Origin of the sequence: Streptomyces sp. NPDC006879 (assembly GCF_042869595.1) — a bacterium.
In the GTDB taxonomy this organism is placed as follows: domain Bacteria; phylum Actinomycetota; class Actinomycetes; order Streptomycetales; family Streptomycetaceae; genus Streptomyces.
In genome coordinates, this window is record NZ_JBIAGC010000024.1 from 71843 (window position 1) to 94234 (window position 22392).

Sequence of the window (22392 nt, forward strand, 5' to 3'; positions counted from 1 at the left end):
CCCGCCCGTACGATCGACGGGTGAAGGCCACTGGGGCAGCGGTTGCAAGGGCGGGACTCGCCCTGCTCTTGGCGATGTTGCTCGCCACGTTCCTTCCCGGCTGCGGCTCTCCGGCGGATCCCGCTGCCGGGCAGATCACCGTGTCATTGGCGAGCCGGGCGGGAGCCCTGCTCGCCCGGGACGAGGCGGGCTGGCTGGGCGCCCTTGAGGGACCGGCGCGGGAACGGGCGCACGAGGAGTTCACGAACCTCCGTGAGGTTCCGCTCGCGTCCTTCGAGTACCGGACGCAGCAGGTCCACCGGCACGGGGACACCGCCGTAGCCGAGGTGGAACTGCGCTACCGGATCGAGGGCCATGACCGTGTGCCGGTGACTCAGAACCGGCAGGTATCCGCCCGCGTGCGGGGCGGCCACTGGCAGGTCACGGGCGATGAGCGCGGCCGGGGCGTGCCGCCGCAGCTGTGGGAGCAGGGTCCGGTGACCGCCGTGCGCACGCAGCGGGTGCTGTTGTTGGGAGTGGGGCACCCACGGGAACAGTTGGACGCGATGGCGGACGAGGCTCAGCGCGCGGTTCCCGCGGTCTCGGCGGCCTGGCCCGAGCCGTGGGCGGAGCGGACGCTGGTCCTGGTGCCCGCCTCGCTCCAGGCGATGGCCGAGCTGCTTGGCTCCTCCGCCTCGTCGTACCGGGGGATGGGCGCGGTCACCACCGGACAGGTCGGCTCGGTCCCCGCTCCGTCCGACCGGGTGGTGGTCAATCCTGAGGCCTACGCCGAGCTCAGCTCGGTCGGGCGCCGCGTCATCCTCACCCACGAGACCGTGCACGTGGCGACGCGGACCGCCACGACGGCGTCCACGCCGCTGTGGCTGTCGGAGGGGTTCGCGGACTGGGTCGCCTATCGCGGCACTTCCCGCCCGCCGGCCGAGGCGGCCCCAGCCCTGCGGGAGGCGCTCTCGGCGGGCGAGCAGCCGGGGGCGCTCCCCGTTGACGCGGCCTTCTCCTTCTCCGGCGACGGCGACGGGCTGGCGCGGGCCTACGAGGGCAGTTGGCTCGCCGTGCGCCTGATCGCCCAGCGATGGGGGGAGGAGCGGCTGGCGCGGTTCTACTGTGCGGTGGGTGCTCACCCCCAGCGGGCGGGCGCCGTCGAGTCAGCTCTGGCCGGTGTCCTCGGTACGGACCTGGCGGGGTTCACCGCTGACTGGCGGGCCGCCGTCCGCGCAGAGCTGGGCTGATGACGGCTGTGCCCGGCGCGGTGCACTGCGGACGGTGGGCGCCCACCCGCCGACGCGGGGGCGGCGGACCCCGAGCCGCCGGGCGCCGGGTACTGTCGGCGGCGATGCACAAGACCCTGATCGTGACCAACGACTTTCCGCCCCGTCCCGGTGGCATCCAGGCCTTCCTGCACAACATGGCGTTGCGCTTGGACCCCGAACAGGTCGTCGTCTATGCCTCGACCTGGAAGCGGGGGGCCGAGGGCCAGGAGGCGACGGCGGCCTTCGACGCCGAGCAGCCCTTCCGGGTGGTCCGCGACCGCACGACGATGCTGTTGCCCACGCCGCGGGTGACCCGTCGGGCCGTGGCTCTGCTGCGCGAACACGGCTGCTCCTCGGTGTGGTTCGGTGCCGCGGCGCCACTCGCCCTGATGGGGCCGGCGCTGCGCCGGGCGGGGGCCCGGCGGTTGGTGGCCACCACGCACGGTCACGAGGCGGGCTGGGCCCAGTTGCCCGGCGCCCGGCAGTTGCTGCGCCGGATCGGTGAGGGTACCGATACCCTCACGTACCTGGGGGAGTACACCCGGTCCAGGATCGCCGGGGCACTGACCGACGAGGCAGCCGCACGCATGGTGCAGCTGCCCCCGGGTGTCGACGAGAAGACCTTCCACCCGGATTCGGGTGGCGCCGCGGTACGGGCCGCACTGGGCTTGACCGACCGCCCGGTGGTGGTGTGCGTGTCGAGGTTGGTACCGCGCAAGGGTCAGGACACCTTGATCCAGGCGATGCCGCGGATCCTCGCGGAGGTGCCCGGCACGGTCCTGCTCATCGTGGGGGGAGGCCCGTATGAGGGCTCCCTGCGGTCGCTGGCGGCGAGGACCGGGGTGGCGGAATCGGTCCACTTCACCGGTGCGGTGCCGTGGTCGGAGCTGCCGGCCCACTACGGGGCTGGGGACGTGTTCGCCATGCCGTGCCGGACCCGGCGTGGTGGGTTGGACGTAGAGGGGCTCGGGATCGTCTATCTGGAGGCGTCCGCGACGGGGCTGCCCGTGGTCGCGGGCGATTCCGGAGGGGCGCCGGACGCGGTGCTCGACGGTGAGACGGGCTGGGTGGTGCGGGGCGGTAGCCACGAGGAGGTGGCTGATCGGATCGTGACGTTGTTGGGCGATCCGCTGTTGAGGAAGCGGATGGGTGAGCGCGGCCGGGAGTGGGTCGAGGAGCGCTGGCGTTGGGACCTGCTGGCCCAGAAGCTGCAGACGCTTCTCTGACTGTCACTCAGATTTCTGTCAACACCGCGTCTGGGCGGACGGCTCGAATCCGCTCATGATGCGGCCATGACACCTCACCTGACGCGCCGTCACCTACTGGGTCTCGGCGCCCTCCAGACCGCCGCCGCGCTCGGCTTCACCCGCATCGGCCTGTCCACCGCGACGGCCGCCGAACCGGAGCCCGTCGACTACGCGCCCGCCGTGGTCGTCGGCTCCGGATACGGTGCGGCCGTCGCTGCGCTCCGCCTCGGTCAGGCGGGCGTGCGCACCCTCGTCCTCGAAATGGGAAGACTCTGGGACACCCCCGGATCCGACGGGAAGGTCTTCAACTCCACCCTGGCGCCCGACCACCGTTCCATGTGGTTCCGCACTCGGACCGAGGCCCCCCTCGCGACCTTCCTGTGGCTGGACGTCGTCAACAAGAACATCAGCCCCTACCCCGGGGTGCTGGACCGGGTCGACCACGCGGGCATGTCGGTCTACCTCGGCCGCGGCGTGGGCGGCGGTTCCCTGGTCAACGGTGGTATGGCTGTCACCCCGCGACGCGACTACTTCAGCGAAGTGCTACCGGAGGTCGACGCGAACGAGATGTACGGGACCTTTTTCCCGCGGGCCCGTCAGATGCTCGGCGTCAACGACATCGACCCCGGCTGGTTCGAATCCACCAAGTGGTACCGGTTCTCAAGGATCTCCCGCAAGCACGCCGCCCGCGCCGGTCTGCGCACCGTCTTCGTGCCCAACGTCTACGACTTCGGCTACATGCAGCGCGAGGCAGCCGGCACGGCCACCAAGTCCGCGCTCGCCGGCGAGGTCATCTACGGCAACAACCACGGCAAGCGCAGCCTGGACAAGACCTACCTGGCGGCGGCCCTCGGCACCGGCAACGTCACCATCGAGACGATGCAGCGGGTCGGTGGGGTGCGCCGCGAGAGCGACGGCAACTACGTCCTGACCGTCCAGCGGATCGACATCACCGGACGGGTGGTGCAGACCCGGGAGATCGGCTGTAGGCAGTTGTTCCTCGGGGCGGGCAGCCTCGGTACCACGGAGATCCTGTTGCGGGCCCGCGAACGCGGCACACTGGCGGACCTGAGCATCGAGGTCGGCGCCGGCTGGGGTCCCAACGGCAACATCATGACGGCCCGCGCCAACCACCTGTGGGACACCGTGGGCGCCCACCAGGCCACGATGCCCGCCATGGGCATCGACGACTGGGACAACGCGAGCAACCCGGTCTTCGCGGAGATAGCCCCGCTGCCCATGGGGTTGGAGCACTGGATCAGCCTCTACCTGGCCATCACCAAGAATCCGGAGCGTGCCGGATTCTCGTACGACCCGGCCACCGACTCCGCTCGACTGAACTGGAGCCGCGGTCAGAACGGACCCGCGGTCGCGTCGGCCAAGCGGCTCTTCGACCGGATCAACCGGGCCAACGTGACCATGTACCGCTACGACCTTTTCGGCGGGAACAAGCCCTTCGCCGACGACTTCACCTACCATCCGCTCGGCGGCTGCGTGTTGGGCAGGGCCACCGACGGATACGGGCGGGCCAAGGGATACTCGGGCCTTTACGTGATGGACGGTTCGCTGATCCCCGGCTCCATCGGGGTGAACCCCTTCGTCACCATCACCGCGCTCGCCGAGCGGAACATCGCCCGGATCCTGGCGCAGGACCCGCGCTGACCACGACGGTCCGCACTGTCCCCCCACCAGTGGCGGATCAGCTCCGGTAGAGCGCCTCGATCTCGTCGGCGAAGTCCTTGGCCACCACGTTGCGCTTGAGCTTCAACGAGGGGGTGATGTGCCCCGACTCCTCAGTGAACTGGGAGGGGAGGATGCGGAACTTCCGTACCGACTCCGCCTTGGAGACGGCCGCGTTCCCATCGTCCACCGCCTGCTGCACGGCGGCGACCAACTCCGGGTCGGCCCGCAGGGTCCGCGCGTCAGCCCCGGCGGGCTTGCCGTTCTCGGCGGCCCACCGGCCCAGGAACTCCTCGTCGAGGGTGACCAGCGCGGCCACGAAGGGGCGGCCGTCGCCGACCACCATGCACTCCGCGACCAGGGCGTGCGCCCTGATCCGGTCCTCGATCACCGCGGGTGCCACGTTCTTGCCACCCGCGGTGACGATGAGCTCCTTCTTGCGGCCGGTGATGGTCAGGTAGCCGTCCTCGTCCAGGGTGCCCACGTCGCCGGTGTGGAACCAGCCGTCGGCGAGCGCCTCGGCGGTGGCAGCCTCGTTCTTCCAGTAGCCGGTGAAGATCTGCTCGCCGTGCAGCAGCACCTCGCCGTCGTCCGCGATCCGCACCGTCGAGCCGGGTAGGGGCTGACCCACCGTGCCGATCTTCGGCCGGTCCCACGGGTTGAAGGCGGTGGCCGCGCACGATTCCGTCAGGCCGTAGCCCTCCAGCACCGTGAAGCCGATACCCCGGTAGAAGTGGCCGAGCCGTTCACCGAGCGGGGCGCCGCCGGAGATCGCGTACTCGCCGCGCCCACCGAGCACCGCGTGCAGCTTGCTGTAGACCAGCTTGCCGAAGAGCTTGTGCTTCAGTCGTAGGGGCAGGGAGGGGCCGGACGGGGTGTCCAGGGCCCGGCTGTAGGCGATCGCGGTCTCCGCCGCCGCGTCGAAGATCTTGCCCTTGCCGTCGGCCTGTGCCTTGGCCCGGGCGGAGTTGTAGACCTTCTCGAAGACCCGGGGCACGCCCAGGATCAACGTGGGCCGGAAGCTTGCCAGCTCCTCGGTGAGGTTCTTGATGTCCGGGACGCAGCCCAACCGGATGGGGGCCAATACGGAGGCCACCTCCACCAGCCTGCCGAACACATGGGCTGCCGGCAGGAACAGCAGAACCGAGCAGTCGCCGGTACGGAACAGCGGGGCCAGCCGTTCGGCGACGTTGCCGCACTCGGCGAAGAAGTTGCGGTGGGTCAGCACGCAACCCTTGGGTCGGCCGGTGGTGCCCGAGGTGTAGACGATGGTGGCCGGGTCGTCGGCGTTCGCCAGGCTGCTGCGCTCGTCCACCTGGGCGTCCGCCACCTCGGCACCCGCGGCGCCGAGTTCGTCCACCGCACCCGCGTCGATCTGCCACAGGTGTCGCAGTTCGGGCAGTTGCCCGCGGATCTCGGCGACCGCTTCGGCGTGCCCGGCGCTCTCGACGAGGGCGGCGGTCGCGCCGGAGTCACTGAGGATCCACTGGATCTGTTCGGCGGAGCTGGTCTCGTACACCGGTACGGTCACCGCACCGGCGGTCCAGATCGCGAAGTCCAACAGCACCCACTCGTAGCGGGTCCTGGAGATCAGCGCGACCCGCTCGCCCGGCTCGATGCCGGCGGCGATCAGTCCCTTGGCCGCGGCCCGCACCTCGGCGAGGAACTCGGCGGCGGTGACGTCCACCCAGTCGGATCCCCGCTTGCGGGCAATGACGGCGGTGTCCGGCTGCTGCGCGGCGTTACGGCGGATGAGATCCGTCAGGTTCCCGTCCGACGGGACCTCGTAAAGGGCCGGAAGGCTGAACTCGCGCAAGACTGCTGCTCCTCTGGGGCGCCATCGCCACGTTCTGGACCGACCGGACGTTACCCACCAGTAGTGGGTTCCGGATAGGGGGTCGCGGCCAGATGTTCCGTGCGTCACATGCAGCGGCGCTCCTTCACGTACGGTAGTCCACCCGTTTTGTGACCCGGAAGTAGCCACCCATGAGGCCGTCGCCGTATCCGCAGGTCCGGATACCTCTGATCGGCCACCCCGCCGAGTCGGGACCCCTAGAGTGAGCGCATGGGTGGTACACGTACACGGCTTCACGTCGTCAGTGACGTACACGGCAACACCGAGGCGCTGGCCCGCGCCAAAGAGGGTGCGGACGCCCTTGTCTGTCTCGGCGACCTCGTGCTCTTCCTCGACTACGCCGACCACTCCCGGGGCATCTTCCCCAGCCTCTTCGGCGTGGAGAACGCCGACCTGATCGTACGGCTGCGCACCGAGCGCCGCTTCGAAGAGGCGCGCGCCCTCGGCCGTCGCCTCTGGGCCGGTCGCGACCGGGAGGCGATGATAGAGGGCGCCGTACGCGAGCAGTACGCGCAGATGTTCAGCGCCTTCCCAACCCCCACCTACGCCACCTTCGGCAACGTGGACATCCCGGCGCTGTGGCCCGAGTACGCGAGGCCGGGCACCACCGTCCTGGACGGTCAGCGGGTGGAGATCGGCGGCTGGGTCTTCGGCTTCGTCGGCGGCGGGCTCCCCACCCCCATGCGCACCCCCTACGAGGTCGGCCTGGAGGAGTACGCGCAGAAGGTGGAAGCGCTCGGAGACGTGGACGTGCTCTGTTCGCACATCCCGCCCGAGGTGCCCGAGCTCTGCTACGACACGGTCGCCCGCCGGTTCGAAAGGGGCAGCGCCGCCCTCCTCGCCGCCATCCACCGGGTGCGTCCCCGCTACGCCCTCTTCGGGCACGTCCACCAGCCGCTGGTGCAGCGGATGCGCATCGGGGCGACCGAGTGCGTGAACGTGGGGCACTTCGCGGCCACCGGCCGGCCCTGGGTGCTGGAGTGGTGAACTCCAGCTGCCGCCCGCCCTGGGCCGGCGGCAGTTCGCCCGCGCGGTAGCCTTCACGCGGCGGCCCGCAAGCCGCACAATGCCCCGAACACCCCGGCAAGCACGCCCCGAACCGGCCGGTCCGGCCGCACTGGAGGAGAGCCACAGCGATGGCGGAACACACGAGATCGAGCATCACGATCGAGGCGGCCCCGGCTGAGGTCATGGCCGTGATCGCCGACTTCGACCGCTATCCGGAGTGGACCGGGGAGGTCAAGCAGGCCGAGGTGTTGTCCCGGGACGAGCAGGGGCGCGCCGAGCAGGTCCGGCTGGTCCTCGATGCCGGCGCAGTCAAGGACGACCACGTCCTTGCCTACACCTGGTCCGCGGACGGCTCGGTGAGCTGGTCCCTGGTCAAGTCACAGATGCTGCGCCAGCTCGACGGCTCTTACACGTTGGTGGCCGTCGGCGGTGGTGACCGCACCGAGGTGACGTACCAGCTCACCGTCGACGTGAAGATCCCCATGCTCGGGATGATCAAGCGCAAGGCGGAGAAGGTCATCATCGACCGGGCCCTGGACGGCCTGAAGAAGCGCGTCGAGAAGCTCTGAGACGGTGGTCCCGGCACATACCGGGACCACCCCGCACGGCCACCTGGCACCGCAACCACGGCCGACACGGCCTCGATCCATTCGAAGGCGCCGGCCGCGCCCGGCCCGGTACGGAGCACCACCATGCACATCCTGCTCGTCACTGGACCCGGCGGGGCGGGGCGCACCACCACCGCGGCGGCGACCGCGGCCGAAGCCGCCGGGCGCGGACTGCGGGTGCTCCTGCTCTCCGGCGACCGGGGGAGCCCGCTCGCCGCGGTGGTCGACCAGCCCGGACCGCCGGGCGCCGCGGGGGCGTCCGACCCCGTGGCGGTCCCGGTGACCCTCGGGGGAGCACGGGTATGGACCGCCGAGATCGACTCCGGCGCCCAGTTCCGTGACGAGTTCGCCGACATCCAAGAGCGTGGGGCGGCCGTCCTCGGCATGCTGGGCGCCCGCCCGCTGGCGGAGGAGGAACTGACCGAACTGCCCGGCGCCGAGCAGTTCGCCCTGCTTCGCACGCTGCGTCGGGTGGGTGAGGCGGCCGGCTACGACCTCGTAGTGGTGGACATGCCGCCGATCCACCAGAGCCTCGCAGTCCTCGCGCTCCCCGCCCAACTGCACCGCTACCTGGCGCGATTGCTGCCTCCCGAACGCCAGGCAGCTCGGGCCCTGCGGCCTGTCCTCGCCCAACTCGCCGGCGTGCCCATGCCGGCTCAGCGGCTGTACGAGAGCGCCGCCCGGTGGAGTGCGGAGCTGACCGCCGTGCAGGCCGTCCTCGACGACCCCGGCACCTCGGTCCGGATCGTCGCCGAGCCGGGACCGGCCGCCACCGAGGCCGTGCGCGGCGCCCTGCTCGGCCTCGCGCTGCACCAGGTGCCGATCGAGGGACTGATCGCCAACCGGGTCCTGCCGCGCGGCTCCGCCGACACCTGGTTGGCCGCCCTCGCCGCCCAGCAGGACAAGGGCCTGGACGAATGGGCCACCTCGTATCCCGACCTCCTGCGGGGTGAGCTGGCACACCTCGGTCACGATCCGCGCGGTCGTGACGACCTGGAGCGACTGGCGGGGTCGCTGCCCGCGCCTGGCCGACCGCGGCGCGTGCAGTGGCCGGTGGAGGACCTGCGCGCGAGCGAGGGCGTCCTGGTGTGGCGGCTCCGCCTTCCTGGCGCGGTACGGGCCGAACTCGGCCTGGTCCGTCGTGGCGACGAACTCGTCCTGACCGCCGGATCGTTTCACCGGATCGTTTCTCTGCCCTCGGTACTGCGACGCTGTAGCGTCTCAGGGGCCGGGCTCAGCGACGGAGAGCTGCGGATCCGTTTCACCCCCGACCCCGCGCTGTGGCCGAAGGAGCGTGGCGCCGGCCACTGATTCCGCCGCCGGGAGCCCCCAGGGGGCCGCGGCCGGTGCACCCGTTCGGGTAACGTCGAGGTGCCGCAACAGCCGTCCCGCAGGAGTCCACCATGAGCGAGGCAACCGATCGCCCCACCGGGGCCGAAACCGACGCCGACGCCTGGGCCGACGCCTGCGCGGAGGACCTCGCCGCCGAGCGTGCCCGCCGCAGGGCCGAGCAGGGCCCCCAGGACACCGGCACCGCCGCGCAGGAACTGTTCAGACTCTTCGAGGCGGTGGCCGACAAGGTGCAGTCGCTGAACGCCCCGCTCCTGGGCGTGGCGGCCCAGGGCGCCGTGCAGCAACTCGTCGACCAGGCGAAGTCCGCCGCCAAGCCGGTCATCGACCGCAACCCCGAGGTCTTCGGCCATCTGGCCGCCGCCGGCGGCGAACTACTGGCCGCCTACCGCTCCGCGGTCGACGCCCACGAGCAACGCTGGACCCGAGGGGCCGATACCCCCACGAGCACGCAGGCCCCCCTCGACCCCGACGGCCCCGAAGGAGAGGACCCTCCCTCCTCGCAGCGCATCGACCTGGACTGACCGCGCGGGGCGGCACGAGCCGCGCGGTCAGGGGGAGGGCGACCCGGACGCTCGGGTACGGTTGGCCGTGGCGGGGCTTGACCGGAAACCGAGGGACTTAATGGGACTCACCATCGGTGTCGACATCGGCGGCACGAAGATCGCGGCCGGCGTGGTCGACGAGAGCGGCACCATCCTCCAGACGTACAAGGTGCCCACCCCGCCCACCGCCGACGGGGTGACGGACGCCATCTGTTCCGCCGTCTCCGAGGTCGGCAAGGGCCACAGCATCGAGGCCGTCGGCATCGGCGCCGCCGGATACGTGGACGACAAGCGCGCGACCGTGCTCTTCGCCCCCAACATCGACTGGCGCCACGAACCGCTGAAGGACAAGGTCGAGCAGCGCATCGGCCTGCCGGTGGTCGTGGAGAACGACGCCAACGCGGCGGCCTGGGGCGAGTACCGTTTCGGCGCCGGCCAGGGGCACGAGGACGTCATCTGCATCACCCTCGGTACTGGCCTCGGCGGCGGCATCATCATCGGCAACAAGCTGCGCCGTGGCCGGTTCGGCGTAGCAGCAGAATTCGGACACATCCGTGTGGTGCCCGACGGGCTGCTGTGCGGTTGTGGCAGCCAGGGATGCTGGGAGCAGTACGCCTCCGGCCGAGCCCTGGTGCGGTACGCCAAGCAGCGCGCCAACGCGCAACCGGAGAACGCGGGCATCTTGCTGTCCCTCGGAGACGGCACCGTCGAGGGCGTCGAGGGCCGGCACATCAGCGCCGCCGCCCGTCAAGGATGCCCGGTGGCCATCGACTCCTTCCGCGAGCTGGCCCGCTGGGCGGGTGCCGGCCTCGCCGACCTCGCCTCCCTGTTCGACCCCTCGGCCTTCATCGTCGGCGGAGGCGTTTCCGACGAGGGCGAGCTGGTGCTCGAACCGATCCGGAAGTCCTTCCGGCGCTGGCTGATCGGCGGCCAGTGGCGGCCCCACGCCCAGGTGCTCGCCGCCCAGCTCGGAGGCGAAGCCGGGCTCGTAGGCGCGGCCGACCTGGCCCGTCAGGGCTGACCGCCCTCCTGACGGTGACTGCCCGTCGCGCCCTCTGGGGCAGCGGCGGGCAGCTCCGTATGTTGGGAGCCATGGCGATCACTGACCTCCCCAACTCCCGCACGGAACCTGATGGTTCCGCCGTCCTGCGGGTGCTGAGCTACAACGTCCGATCCCTTCGCGACGACGAGGACGCCCTCGCCAGGGTGATCCGTGCCTGCGCCCCCGACCTGGTCTTCGTCCAGGAAGCGCCAAGGTTCTTCCGGTGGCGCAAGCACGCGGCCCGGCTCGCCTCGAAGGTCGACCTCGTCGTGGTGAGCGGGGGTGCCACCGCCGCCGGACCGCTGCTGATGTCCTCCTTGCGGGCCGGCGTGGAACGCACCGAGGACGTGCTCTTGCCCCTCACCCCCGGACAACACCGGCGCGGCTTCGCGACCGCGGTGGTGCGCATCGCCGGCGCACGCATCGGCTTGCTGAGCGCGCACCTGTCGCTGCGCGAGGGCGAACGGTACGCCCAGGCGGGGATGCTGCTGGAGAGGCTGGAACGGTTGGGGACCGGGCACGCCATCGCGGCGGGCGACATCAACGAAGGCCCCGAAGGACGGGCCTTCGGTCAACTCGCCGGCGCACTCCAGGACTGCTGGGCGGTACGGCCCTGGGGAGGGGAGTTCACCTCCACCCCGCGTGTGCCCCACCAACGCATCGACGCGGTCTTCGCCACACCCGGCATCGAGGTCCTGGGCTGTGGCGTGCCCACCGGCCTACCCGGTCTGCACGCCGGAGACCTGCTGACCGCGACCGATCACCTGCCGGTCCTGGCGGCCCTGCGGGTACCTGCCTGCTGAACGGTCAGGCTCCCCCACCGGGCCGTCCGGCCGCAGCCGCGTCCCGTGGGGGCCTCAGACCACCGCGCCGCTACCCGGACCGCCGTCCTCGTCGTCGTGCTGCATCCGCGCGACCAGTGTGGCGAAGCCGCCGAGGAACCCGCCGACCCCCAAGGTCGTCAGCCACCAGGTCATATCCCACTGGAGCAGCACGGCGAGGAGCAGCAGCACCGGACCGCCGATGACGGCCAGCCAGGCGAACCGTGCCGTGGTGTCGCCGGTGGGCAGCGGAGGCGGCTCGGGAGGCACGAAATGCCCCTCGTCGCCCTCGTCGAAGTCCTCGTCGGAGGGCTCCGCGAGCTGGTGGTCCCGCGGGCCCACCCCGGGAGCGAACGCGACCGAACTGCCCAGCGGCCGGTCAGCCCCGGGCGACTTCTGCTGCGGCGGCTTCTCCTCCTCGGCCCGAGGCGGATCTTCGGGTCGCTCCTCGGGCCCCTCCTCCAGCAGCGCGAGGTCCTCGATCGACCGGAAGGGGCGCGCGCCCGGCGGATCCGGGGGCTCCTGCCCGTAACCTGCAACGATCGCCGCCCAGGCCGCCTCCTCGTCCAGCGGTGCGGATGCACCCGCCTCGCCACCCGGCGGAGCCGGAGTGCCACTGCCCTTGTGCTCGCGGTCGCCGTCTTCCTCGCGGCTCTCCCCGCGATCGGCGTCGTGCTCAGCCACCGGTGGCCGTCCCCTCCCCGCTGAGGTCGCCGACACCCGGAGCGAGTCGGCAGATGAACGCGTAGCTGTCTTCGAAGATCCGCTCCGCATCATGGTCCAACGTCGCGACGTGGTAGCTCTGTTCCAGCAGGGTCTCGGTCACCTCAGTGGAGGACACCCGGCTGAGGATGCGAGCCGAGTCGACCGGCGGTACGACGTGGTCCTGCGGGCTGTGCAGCAGCAGGAGGGGCTGGGTGACCTGCGGCAGATCGGCGTCGACCAGCCGGAAGAAGTCCCGCACCGAGTGCGCGGCCCGCAGCGGCACCCGGTCGTAGCCGACCTCGGAGCCGCCTTCCTTGGCGATGTCGTTGGTCAGTCCCTTGGTGGAGGGAACGAAGTGCTTGACCACCGGGAGCAGGTGCGCGGCGAAGCCGTGCAGCTTGTTCGCCGGGTTGACGAGCACGATTCCGCTGATCGAGTCACCGTGCTTCTCGGCCAGTCGCAGGGTCAGGGCCCCGCCCATCGAGAGCCCGACCACGAAGACCTGCTCGCACGTCTCCAGAAGCTCCCGTAGCGCACGATCCACTTCGGCGTACCAGTCCTGCCAACCGGTGAGCTGCATGTCCTGCCAACGCGTCCCGTGCCCGGGCAACAGGGGCAAGGACACCGTCAGCCCGCGTGCGGCCAGATGGTCGGCCCACGGGCGCATCGACTGCGGGGAACCGGTGAAACCGTGGCAGAGGAGGACACCGACCTTGCCGCCCTCGTGGCGGAACGGCTCGGCTCCAGGGAGGACCGGCACCAGGGTCTCCTGTTCGTTGGAAGGCGCGTGCGACGGGGCACGCGGAGCGGGTCTGGCGAAGGGGACGTGCGGGGGGCACGGCGTCCTGGGGACGCGCAATGCGTACTTCACGGTACGCGACCGGACCGACACCGACCAGGGCCGTCGCCGCCTCTGGTGGCCTCGGCGGGCGAGAGCGGGGGGCCCGCCAGGGGTTAAGGTCTGTTCGAGGAACAGAGGAAGGCTTTCGAGTTGATCTACGGCGCAATGAAGTTCTCCATCGGCGGGTCCCTGAAGCTCGCCTTCCGGCCCTGGGTGGAGGGCCTTGAGAACATCCCCGCCGAAGGACCGGCGATCCTCGCGAGCAACCACCTGTCCTTCTCCGACTCCTTCTTCCTGCCGGCGGTACTGGACCGTAAGGTCACCTTCATCGCCAAGGCGGAGTACTTCACCTCCCCCGGAGTGAAGGGCAAACTGACCGCGGCCTTCTTCAAGGGTGTCGGACAGCTCCCGGTGGACCGCTCCGGGGCCCGCGGGGCCGGGGAGGCGGCCATCAAGAGCGGCATCGAGGTGATCGAGCGCGGCGAGCTCTTCGGTATCTACCCCGAGGGAACGCGCTCGCCCGACGGGCGTCTCTACCGTGGCAAGCCCGGCGGGCTTGCCAGGGTGGCATTGGCCACCGGCGCCCCCGTCATCCCGGTGGCGATGATCGACACCGAGAAGATCCAGCCCCCCGGCAAGGTCGTCCCGAAGTTGATGCGCCCGGGGATCCGGATCGGCAAGCCGCTCGACTTCAGCCGGTATCAGGGCATGGAAGGCGACCGCTTCATCCTGCGTTCGGTGACCGACGAGGTCATGTACGAGATCATGAAGCTCTCCGGCCAGGAGTACGTGGACATCTACGCGACCGCCGCCAAGCGCCAGATCGCTGAGGCGGACAAGCGCCGCGTCGAAGCGGAGAAGGCGCAGGCCAAGGCGGAGAAGGCCGCCGACCGGGAGGCGCTGCGCACCGCACGTGCCCAGGCCGAGCAGAGTGCGGCCGAGCGGGGAGCCGAACACGGCGTACCGGCCGACTCGGACACACCCGGCCAGCAGGCCGGCTGAGCGGCCGTCCAGGACGATCTCGGAGGGTGGGGCAGTGGGGGCGGTGCCGCAGGATCCACAGCGCGTTGACGAGCCGACGGGTCCCCGGATGTCGGTGGAGGCGCCACTTTGGCGCGCCCTGACCGCCTACCGGCTGCTGACCATGGTCTACGCAGTCGGGCTCTTCGCCTTCGACCACCGGGAATACATCCGTCCCGGCCTGGCGGCCGGCTACCTTGCGGTGCTCGCCCTGTGGACCCTGATCACCTTGCCCAGGGTGGCGAACGCCGCCGCCTGCACCAAGCGCTTCCTCGGCGCCGACCTGGCGCTCGCCCTCACCGGCATCCTGCTCACTCCGCTCGCCGACGCTCCGCAGCGCATCCATGACGGTGGTCCCACCCTGCCCTCGATCTGGACGGCAGGCGCCGTTCTCGCCTTCGCGATCAAAGGTGGTTGGCGATGGGCCGGCTTCGCCTCCTCCTTCGTGGCGGTCGCCAACATCGTCGAGCGTGGTGCGCCCACCCGCGACACCCTGCACAACGTGCTGCTGGTCTGGGTCGCCTCCATCGCGATCGGCTACGTGGTCGAGGTCGCTCGGGCCAGCGAGGCGACGCTCGCCCGAGCCCTCAAGATCGAGGCCGCGACCCGGGAGCGGGAACGCCTGGCCCGGGACATCCACGACGGGGTGCTCCAAGTGCTGGCCATGGTCCGCCGCCGCGGTGTGGCCCTGGGGGGCGAGGCGGCCGAACTGGGGCGGCTGGCGGGCGACCAGGAAGTCGCGCTGCGGACCCTGGTCGCCGCGGGCCCACCGCGCGGCGAGCCGATGGAAACGGTCGCGCCCACCGAGATGGACCTGCGGAGCCTGCTGGCCCCGCACGCCGGGTCGCGGGTCACCCTGTCCGATCCGGGCGCCCCGGTGCTGTTGCCGACGGCTGCGGCCCGCGAACTCGCGGCTGCCGTCGCGGCGGCGCTGGACAACGTCCACGCCCATGCCGGCCCGCGGGCCCGGGCCTGGATCCTGGTGGAGGACGAACCCGATGCGGCCGTGGTGACGGTGCGCGACGACGGGCCGGGCATCGAGCCCGGGCGCCTGGAGGAGGCCGAGGGCGAGGGGCGGATGGGAGTCGCCCTGTCGATCCGAGGCAGGCTGCGCGAGCTGGGTGGCAGCGCCGAAGTGGTGTCGGTGCCCGGACAGGGCACCGAAGTGGAACTGAGGGTCCCATGGGGGAAGGCGGACAGCCGGTGAGTACCGGACAGGTGGGGGACGTGGCGGGAGCGGTGGACCGGGGCCGGCCCATCCGGGTCATGGTGGTGGATGATCACCCGATGTGGCGGGACGCCGTCGCGCGTGATCTGGCCGGCGCCGGCTGCGAGGTGGTGGCCACGGCCGGGGACGGCCCGCAGGCGGTCCGGCGGGCCCGGGCGGTCACCCCGGACGTGCTGGTGCTCGACCTCAACCTGCCTGGTCTGCCGGGCGTCGAGGTGTGCAGGCAACTGGTCGGTGAGGACCCTGCGCCGCGGGTCCTGGTACTTTCCGCCAGTGGGGAGCAGGCGGACGTACTGGAAGCCGTGAAGTCGGGTGCCACCGGCTACCTGTTGAAGTCCGCGGGCGCCGAGGAGCTGATCGAGGCGGTCCGGCGTACCGCCGCTGGCGAGGCCGTGTTCACCCCCGGGCTGGCCGGGCTGGTGCTCGGCGAGTACCGCCGCCTCGCGGCTGACCCGGTGTCGGTCGCGTCCGACGGGCCGAGGGCGCCGCAGCTGACCGAGCGCGAGACCGAGGTGTTGCGCCTGGTCGCCAAGGGCCTTTCGTACAAGCAGATCGCCGAACGTCTGGTCATCTCGCACCGCACGGTGCAGAACCACGTGCAGAACACCCTCGGCAAGCTCCAGCTGCACAACCGTGTGGAGCTCGTCCGATACGCGATCGAACGGGGCCTCGACGGCGTCTGATCCAGAGCCCTAAGGCCTGTCCCGCAGTATCCGGAGGGCGTTCGACGGCAGCTGCGGCGCCTTGCTGCGTTGTCGGATCGCACGAACACACCCGGTAGTGGGGCGACCCTCCACCCTGCGGTGCAGCGCATCTGGAGCCGCACGCTGATCCACCGGGTGTTCCGGGACGGTCCTTGGCACTCGTACGAGTGAACGGTGAACGCCAATTCCCCCGAAGTGCCGCGGAATTGCTCTTGCCGGCCGACTTTACGTGACGTGTGTCACCGCTAGCGTGACCGCCGTGCGGCGCTCCGCGGGGCGCCGCACGGCACGCGAAGGCGAAACGGCCACGTGGCCACTCGGCGAAGGGAAGATGCGATGCCGGAGTCCAAGCGCATCGGGGTGCTCACCGGCGGTGGCGACTGCCCCGGGCTCAACGCGGTGATCCGTGGCGCGGTCCGCAAGGGCGTCCAGGAATACGGATACGAGTTCACCGGCTTCCGCGACGGCTGGCGCGGCCCCGTCGAGGGGGTGACGCTGCCGCTCGACATCGGCGCGGTCCGCGGCATCCTGCCCCGCGGCGGCACCATCCTCGGCTCCTCCCGCACCAATCCGTTCAACATGGACGACGGGGTGCGGCGCATCAAGGAGAACCTCAGCAAGTACGAGGTCGACGCCCTGATCGCGATCGGCGGTGAGGACACCTTAGGGGTGGCCGCGCGACTGTACGAGGAGTACGGCGTCCCCTGCGTGGGAGTGCCCAAGACCATCGACAACGACCTGTCCGCCACCGACTACACCTTCGGCTTCGATACGGCCGTGGGCATCGCCACCGAGGCCATCGACCGACTCCACACCACCGCCGAATCACATATGCGGGTACTCGTCGTCGAGGTCATGGGCCGCCACGCCGGCTGGATCGCCCTGCACTCCGGTCTGGCTGGCGGGGCCAACGTCATCCTCATCCCGGAGCAGCGTTTCGACGTCGACCAGGTCTGCGCCTGGGTGACCTCCCGCTTCAAGGCCAGCTACGCCCCGATCGTCGTGGTCGCCGAGGGGGCCAGCCCCAAGAACGGGGAGATGGTCCTCAAGGACGGCAGCCTCGACTCCTTCGGCCATGTGCGCCTCTCGGGGGTCGGGGAGTGGCTGGCGAAGGAGATCGAGCGCCGGACCGGTAAGGAAGCGCGCACCACGGTCCTCGGCCACGTACAGCGAGGCGGGACGCCGAGCTCCTTCGACCGGTGGCTGGCCACCCGGTTCGGGCTGCACGCCATCGAAGCGGTCAGGGACCGCGACTTCGGCAAGATGGTGGCGCTGCGCGGAACCGACATCGTGCGGGTGCCGATCGCGGAGGCCACGGCCAAGCTCAAGACCGTCGACCCGTCCCTGTACGCCGAGGCGAGCGTGTTCTTCGGCTGATCGCCGGGAAGCCGGTCGCACGGTGGGCAGACCTGCCACCCTGGACTGGGCCCGCCCCACCCGGCGGGCTCACGCGGGGTGGCGGTCGGGCGTGCCCCGGTGAGGGACGGGAGAGGGTTCGTGGAGATCTTGGCATTCGGTGTCACGGCGGACGAGCAGCCGCTGATGGAGGCGGCCTTCGGACGCCAACACCCCCTGCGCTGCCTGGACGTCTTCCTCAGCGAGGACACCGCCCCCATCGCGGCGGGGTACGAGATCGTGAGCACGAGCGTCAACGCCGACCTGAACGAGAACGTCCTCAGGGCCCTGGCCGCCGGTGGTACCCGGATGATCGCGCAGCGCTCCACCGGCTTCAACAACATCGACCTGAAGGTGGCCACGGAGCTCGGCCTCACCGTCAGCCGGGTCTCCTACTACTCGCCCTACTCGGTTGCCGAGTTCGCCTGGACGCTGGCGATGGCGGTCAACCGCCGCATCGTGCGCGCCTCCAACCGCACCCGGGACTTCGACTTCCGACTGAACGGGCTCATGGGTCGGGACATGCACGGCCGCACCGTCGGGGTGGTGGGCACCGGGAAGATCGGAGCGGCCTTCACTCGGATCGCCCACGGGTTCGGGATGAAGCTGCTGGGCTGGGACATCGAGGAGAACCCGGACTGCCTCGCCCTCGGCATGCAGTACGTGACCAAGGACGAGCTACTGGCCGCTTGCGACCTGGTCAGCCTCCACGTACCGCTGTTGCCCGCCACCCACCACCTGCTCGACGCCGCGGCACTGCGCCGCATGAAGGACGAGGCGATCTTGGTGAATTCCAGCCGCGGCGGACTCATCGACACCGAGGCGCTGGTCGACGAGCTCCGGGCCGGCCGTTTCACCGGCGTCGGCCTCGACGTGTACGAGGCCGAGGCCGGCGTCTTCTTCATGGACAGGTCCCTCCAAGCGGTGGAGGACGACACTCTGGCCCGGCTGGTCACCTTCCCCCAGGTGCTGGTCACCTCCCACCAGGCCTACTTCACCCACGACGCGGTCGGGCAGATCATCGAGACCACGGTCGCGAACGTCGAGGACTACCTCGCGGGTCGCAGGAGCGAGAACACCCTGATTCCCGCCCCGACGGGCTGACCGCAGCGCTCCGCCCGGCTACACCGCCCGCGCGGCCGGAGCCATCGAGTCGATGAGCTCGGCCACCAGCTCCGCCCCGCGCAGGGTCAGTACCGACTCCGGGTGGAACTGCAACCCCGCGAAGCCCGCGGCCAACGACCGCAGGGCGTGCACTTCGCCGGTCGCCGGGTCACGGCTCACCTGCACTCCGCGCGCCGCGAGGCGGTGCTCGGCCGCATCGTCGCAGTGGGCGGTGAACGTGTTGTAGAAGCCCACCACCTCGGGCTCCCCGAAGAAGTCGATCTCGACCTGCGCGCCTTGAGCGGGTTCCGCCTTGCGGATCAGCTCCAGCCCCAGCTGGGCCGCGATCATCTCGTGCCCCAGGCACACCCCGACCAGAGCGGCGTGGCGCTCCCGCAGCAGGTCGGCCGCCAGCCGGCTCAGCAGCCGCATCTTGGGGTCGGTGGTGTCGAGCGGGTTACCCGGCCCCGGGCCGAGGACCACCGGTCCCCGATGCCGCAACGCCTCCTCGCGCAGTCCAGGCTCGTCGTAGCGGCGCACCGTCACCGTCGAACCGCCGGCCCGCAGAACGTGCGCGAGCATCGAGGTGAAGGTGTCCTCGCCGTCCACCACCAGCGCGTGCCCGCCACTGGTCCCCGGGCGCTCCCGCATGCGCAGCCAGAAGGGCGCCAGGTCGTGTCGGCGTGCTTCCAACGCCAACAGCACCCGGGGGTCGTCCGCCAGTCGAGGCCGGCGCGTCGCCTTTTCGGTGCGGTCCTGCCGCACTCCGAGTGCGGCCAGCACCCCAGCCGCCTTGGCGTGGGTCTCGGCGACCTCCCCCGCCGGGTCGGAGTGGCGCACCAGCGTCGCCCCCACCGGCACCTTGAGGTGGCCGCCGGGGGAGATCTCGGCGGTGCGGATCAGGATGGGGGAGTCCAGCGTCTGGGTGCCACCGCCGTCCACGCCGATGAGAGCCAGCGCCCCCGCGTAGTAGCCCCGTCCGCTGCCCTCATGACGCTTGATCACCCGGCAGGCGTTCTGCACGGGCGAGCCGGTGACGGTGGCCGCGAACATCGTCTCGCGCAGCACCTCCCGCACGTCCAGCGTGGACCGACCGCGCAGCTCGTACTCGGTGTGTGCCAGGTGTGCCATCTCGCGCAGCCGCGGGCCGACGACCACCCCACCGCGGTCGCCGACGGTGCACATCATCTTCAGTTCCTCGTCGACCACCATGGACAGCTCTTCGGTCTCCTTGCGGTCGGCGAGGAAGGCCAGCAGCGAGGCGGGCGTGGGTCCCCCGGGCGGATAGCGGTAGGTCCCGCTGATCGGGTTCATCACGACCGTCCCGCCGGACATCCGCACGTGGACCTCGGGGCTCGCCCCGACCAGGGTCCGCTGCCCGGTATGGACCAGGAAGGTCCAGTACGCACCGCGTTCGCCGGTCAGCAGCCGCCGGAACAGTGCCAGTGCGTCCGTCCGGTCGAAGCCCGGGATCTCGCCGGTGTAGGTGCGTCGGATGACGAAGTTGGCACCCTCGCCCCGGCCGATCTCGTCTTCGATGACCCGCTCGACGATCGATGCGTAGGCCTCGTCGGTCACGTCGAAGGCGCCGCCCTCGACCCGTACCCGGTGGCCCGGCAGTGCCGCCAGGACCTCGTCGAGCGGAAGTTCGTGGGCTTCCTCGGCCACCAGGACACTCAAGGGTGTGTCGTCGTCGTGCACCTCGAAACCGCGCTCCTTGATCTGGCGGAACGGCACCAGGGCGAGCGAGGGGAGCTGGTCGACCGGGAGGTCCGCCAGGCGCTCCGCGTGGTGCACGGAGCCGAGCAACAGCTCTACGGTGTCGTGGTCCCGGCCGGGTGTCCTGCGGCGCAGCAGGGCGAAGGGTGGGCAGGTGTCGTCCAGCAGTCTGCTGATGAGCATCTGAGCGGTGTTCCTTCCGGTGGGAGGAACGGCCCGCAGCATCCGGGGGAGATGCGCGCGAAGGCCGCCCCTCGGGCGGCCTTCGCGGATCGGATGTGGGTGCGCGCGATCAGTGGGCCGCCGGGAGGGCGGGCCACCACCAGTTCTGGTTGGAGTGCGCGTGCATGGCTCGAACCCTAACCCACCGCGGGGGTGTGAGGTGCGGGGGCGGTCCACCCGGTCCGTTGCCCGGACCGGGGGTGGTGAGGCCGCTCCGACCCGCTTTCGAGCTGGTCGGGGTCCCCGGTCCGGGCCGCGGGGAGGGAGCCGACGTGTCCACACTGTGAGCGAGGGGGCGAGACGCTCCCCGGACCTCGTAACCTTGCCCTTGTGACAGTGAACGCTGAGACCCCTGCTGCCCATGTGCCCACCTGGCGAGACCTGCCTGCCGCGCAGCAGCCGGAGTATCCCGACCGCGAGGCGCTCAGCCGGGTCGTGAGCGACCTGGAGAGCTACCCGCCGCTCGTCTTCGCGGGCGAGTGCGACCAGCTGCGCGCCCGGCTGGGAGCCGTCGCGAAGGGTGAGGCGTTCCTCCTGCAGGGCGGTGACTGTGCGGAGGCCTTCGACGCGGTGTCCGCCGAGCACATCCGGGCGAAGCTCAAGACGCTGCTCCAGATGTCGGCCGTCCTCACGTACGCGGCGTCCGTGCCGGTGGTCAAGGTCGGTCGGATCGCCGGCCAGTACTCGAAGCCGCGTTCGAAGGGTACGGAGACCCGTGACGGGGTGACGCTGCCCACCTACCGCGGTGACTCCGTCAACGGCTTCGCTTTCACCGAGGTCGACCGGGTGCCGGACCCGGAGCGGCTCAAGCGGATGTACCACGCCTCGTCCTCCACGCTGAACCTGGTCCGTGCCTTCACCACCGGTGGATACGCCGATCTGCGTCAGGTGCACGCTTGGAACCAGGACTTCGTGAAGTCCTCACCCTCCGGGCAGCGCTACGAGCAGCTCGCCCGGGAGATCGACAACGCCCTGAACTTCATGAAGGCGTGCGGTACCGACCCGGCCGAGTTCAAGGCGGTCGAGTTCTACGCCTCCCATGAGGCACTGCTGCTCGACTACGAGACGGCGCTGACCCGTACCGACTCGCGGACCGGCAAGCTGTACGACACCTCCGGCCACATGGTGTGGATCGGCGAGCGCACCCGCCAGTTGGACCATGCGCACATCGAGTTCGCTTCCCAGGTCAGCAACCCCATCGGCATCAAGCTGGGCCCGACCACCACGGTGGACGAGGCGCTGACGTACATCGACCGGCTGGACCCGAAGCGCGAGCCCGGCCGGCTGACCTTCATCGTGCGGATGGGTGCCGACAAGGTTCGGGACAAGCTGCCGGAGCTGGTCGAGAAGGTCACCGCGTCCGGAGCCACTGTGGCCTGGGTGACCGACCCGATGCACGGCAACACCTTCGAGGCCGCCTCCGGCCACAAGACGCGTCGTTTCGACGACGTCCTGGACGAGGTCAAGGGCTTCTTCGAGGTGCACAAGGCGTTGGGCACCCACCCGGGTGGCATTCACGTGGAGCTCACCGGCGACGACGTCACCGAGTGCGTGGGCGGCGGCGACGAGATCTTCGTCGATGACCTGCACCAGCGGTACGAGACGGCCTGCGACCCACGGCTCAACCGCAGCCAGTCGCTGGACCTGGCCTTCCTGGTCGCCGAGATGTACCGCGACCAGTAGGGGCGCGGACCGCTAGTACTGCAACCGCATGTGATGTGACTGGTCGTCGCCTTGGTCGTTGGGCTGACTGTGTGATGAATCGCTGACGGTCGCGCAGATCGAGGACTGGTCCGAGGGGATAGTCGGGCTTCATGCCCGGTTCGCGGGGCGTTTTGGCAGGTCGGAGCCTCGTGAACGGGCTCTGGAGTACCTGAGCACGTTGCTCGCGCCGCTGGAAAGGAAGAACGGGTGGACGCTGGCCGAGCAGGCCGGCCAGCGTCGCCCGGACGTTTTCCAGCGGCTGCTGAACTTCGCCGACTGGGACGAGAATGCGGTCCGCGACGACGTGCGTGACTTCGTCGTCGAGACGATCGGCAGCAAGGACG

The 22392-nt window shown here is 70.6% G+C and carries 19 protein-coding genes and 1 pseudogene; 16 read left to right on the plus strand and 4 right to left on the minus strand.

Going from position 1 to position 22392, the window contains the following annotated elements:
• Positions 1 to 20: 20 nt before the first annotated feature.
• The 3 genes from ACFYMC_RS18980 to ACFYMC_RS18990 all read left to right on the plus strand — a co-directional run bounded on the left by ACFYMC_RS18980 (position 21) and on the right by ACFYMC_RS18990 (position 4159).
• Positions 21 to 1229, plus strand: coding sequence for a hypothetical protein (locus ACFYMC_RS18980; protein ID WP_388526304.1), 1209 nt, complete (start codon positions 21 to 23; stop codon positions 1227 to 1229).
• 104 nt (positions 1230 to 1333) lie between these two features.
• A complete protein-coding gene (locus tag ACFYMC_RS18985; RefSeq protein ID WP_388526307.1) occupies positions 1334 to 2476 on the plus strand; it encodes a glycosyltransferase family 4 protein in 1143 nt (380 codons plus the stop codon).
• Positions 2477 to 2542: 66 nt separating this feature from the next.
• Positions 2543 to 4159: a GMC oxidoreductase gene (locus tag ACFYMC_RS18990; protein ID WP_388526310.1), complete on the plus strand. Its 1617-nt coding sequence runs from the start codon at positions 2543 to 2545 to the stop codon at positions 4157 to 4159.
• Positions 4160 to 4196: 37 nt separating this feature from the next.
• Here ACFYMC_RS18990 and ACFYMC_RS18995 read toward each other — a convergent pair whose 3' ends face one another.
• The gene (locus ACFYMC_RS18995; RefSeq protein ID WP_388526313.1) at positions 4197 to 5993 is read right to left on the minus strand and encodes an AMP-dependent synthetase/ligase; all 1797 of its coding nucleotides are present in this window, start codon (positions 5991 to 5993) and stop codon (positions 4197 to 4199) included.
• 249 nt (positions 5994 to 6242) lie between these two features.
• On the opposite strand from ACFYMC_RS18995, the gene ACFYMC_RS19000 reads away from it, so the two are divergent.
• The 6 genes from ACFYMC_RS19000 (at position 6243) to ACFYMC_RS19025 (ending at position 11388) form a co-directional block, all read left to right on the plus strand.
• Positions 6243 to 7019: a metallophosphoesterase gene (locus ACFYMC_RS19000; protein ID WP_388526316.1), complete on the plus strand. Its 777-nt coding sequence runs from the start codon at positions 6243 to 6245 to the stop codon at positions 7017 to 7019.
• 149 nt (positions 7020 to 7168) lie between these two features.
• The gene (locus ACFYMC_RS19005; RefSeq protein ID WP_388526318.1) at positions 7169 to 7609 is read left to right on the plus strand and encodes an SRPBCC family protein; all 441 of its coding nucleotides are present in this window, start codon (positions 7169 to 7171) and stop codon (positions 7607 to 7609) included.
• Between the two features lie 123 nt (positions 7610 to 7732).
• Positions 7733 to 8959: an ArsA family ATPase gene (locus ACFYMC_RS19010; RefSeq protein WP_388526321.1), complete on the plus strand. Its 1227-nt coding sequence runs from the start codon at positions 7733 to 7735 to the stop codon at positions 8957 to 8959.
• Between the two features lie 92 nt (positions 8960 to 9051).
• On the plus strand, positions 9052 to 9522 hold the full coding sequence (locus ACFYMC_RS19015) for a DUF5304 family protein (protein WP_388526324.1): 471 nt from the start codon (positions 9052 to 9054) through the stop codon (positions 9520 to 9522).
• Positions 9523 to 9622: 100 nt separating this feature from the next.
• Positions 9623 to 10564, plus strand: a complete 942-nt coding sequence (locus tag ACFYMC_RS19020; protein ID WP_388526326.1) for an ROK family glucokinase — start codon at positions 9623 to 9625, stop codon at positions 10562 to 10564.
• A 71-nt stretch (positions 10565 to 10635) separates the two neighbouring features.
• Entirely contained in the window at positions 10636 to 11388 is a 753-nt protein-coding gene (locus ACFYMC_RS19025) for an endonuclease/exonuclease/phosphatase family protein (RefSeq protein WP_388526329.1), read from the plus strand.
• 54 nt (positions 11389 to 11442) lie between these two features.
• Here ACFYMC_RS19025 and ACFYMC_RS19030 read toward each other — a convergent pair whose 3' ends face one another.
• Both ACFYMC_RS19030 and ACFYMC_RS19035 read right to left on the minus strand, forming a co-directional pair.
• Positions 11443 to 12090: a hypothetical protein gene (locus tag ACFYMC_RS19030; protein WP_388526332.1), complete on the minus strand. Its 648-nt coding sequence runs from the start codon at positions 12088 to 12090 to the stop codon at positions 11443 to 11445.
• The gene (locus ACFYMC_RS19035) at positions 12083 to 12871 is read right to left on the minus strand and encodes an alpha/beta hydrolase (protein ID WP_388526335.1); all 789 of its coding nucleotides are present in this window, start codon (positions 12869 to 12871) and stop codon (positions 12083 to 12085) included. Before ACFYMC_RS19035 ends, ACFYMC_RS19030 begins: the two co-directional genes overlap by 8 nt.
• A 246-nt stretch (positions 12872 to 13117) precedes the next feature.
• Between ACFYMC_RS19035 and ACFYMC_RS19040 the strand changes: the two genes are divergently transcribed.
• The 5 genes from ACFYMC_RS19040 (at position 13118) to ACFYMC_RS19060 (ending at position 18403) form a co-directional block, all read left to right on the plus strand.
• Complete coding sequence (locus ACFYMC_RS19040) at positions 13118 to 13954, plus strand: lysophospholipid acyltransferase family protein (protein WP_388526365.1); 837 nt, start codon at positions 13118 to 13120, stop codon at positions 13952 to 13954.
• An 88-nt stretch (positions 13955 to 14042) separates the two neighbouring features.
• Positions 14043 to 15179: a MacS family sensor histidine kinase gene (macS, locus tag ACFYMC_RS19045; RefSeq protein WP_388526368.1), complete on the plus strand. Its 1137-nt coding sequence runs from the start codon at positions 14043 to 14045 to the stop codon at positions 15177 to 15179.
• Between the two features lie 59 nt (positions 15180 to 15238).
• Positions 15239 to 15883, plus strand: coding sequence for a response regulator (locus ACFYMC_RS19050; RefSeq protein ID WP_388526370.1), 645 nt, complete (start codon positions 15239 to 15241; stop codon positions 15881 to 15883).
• A 357-nt stretch (positions 15884 to 16240) separates the two neighbouring features.
• Positions 16241 to 17281 (plus strand): 6-phosphofructokinase, encoded by a 1041-nt coding sequence (locus tag ACFYMC_RS19055; protein WP_388526338.1) that lies wholly within the window; start codon positions 16241 to 16243, stop codon positions 17279 to 17281.
• Positions 17282 to 17401: 120 nt separating this feature from the next.
• A complete protein-coding gene (locus ACFYMC_RS19060; protein ID WP_388526341.1) occupies positions 17402 to 18403 on the plus strand; it encodes a 2-hydroxyacid dehydrogenase in 1002 nt (333 codons plus the stop codon).
• An 18-nt stretch (positions 18404 to 18421) separates the two neighbouring features.
• Here the strand turns inward: ACFYMC_RS19060 and ACFYMC_RS19065 are convergent, their stop codons facing one another.
• A complete protein-coding gene (locus tag ACFYMC_RS19065) occupies positions 18422 to 20305 on the minus strand; it encodes an anthranilate synthase family protein (RefSeq protein WP_388526344.1) in 1884 nt (627 codons plus the stop codon).
• 369 nt (positions 20306 to 20674) lie between these two features.
• Between ACFYMC_RS19065 and ACFYMC_RS19070 the strand changes: the two genes are divergently transcribed.
• Together ACFYMC_RS19070 and ACFYMC_RS19075 are read left to right on the plus strand one after the other, a co-directional pair.
• The gene (locus ACFYMC_RS19070) at positions 20675 to 22027 is read left to right on the plus strand and encodes a class II 3-deoxy-7-phosphoheptulonate synthase (RefSeq protein ID WP_388526347.1); all 1353 of its coding nucleotides are present in this window, start codon (positions 20675 to 20677) and stop codon (positions 22025 to 22027) included.
• A 97-nt stretch (positions 22028 to 22124) separates the two neighbouring features.
• Positions 22125 to 22392 (plus strand): annotated as a pseudogene (locus ACFYMC_RS19075) (IS701 family transposase); the annotation flags it as partial.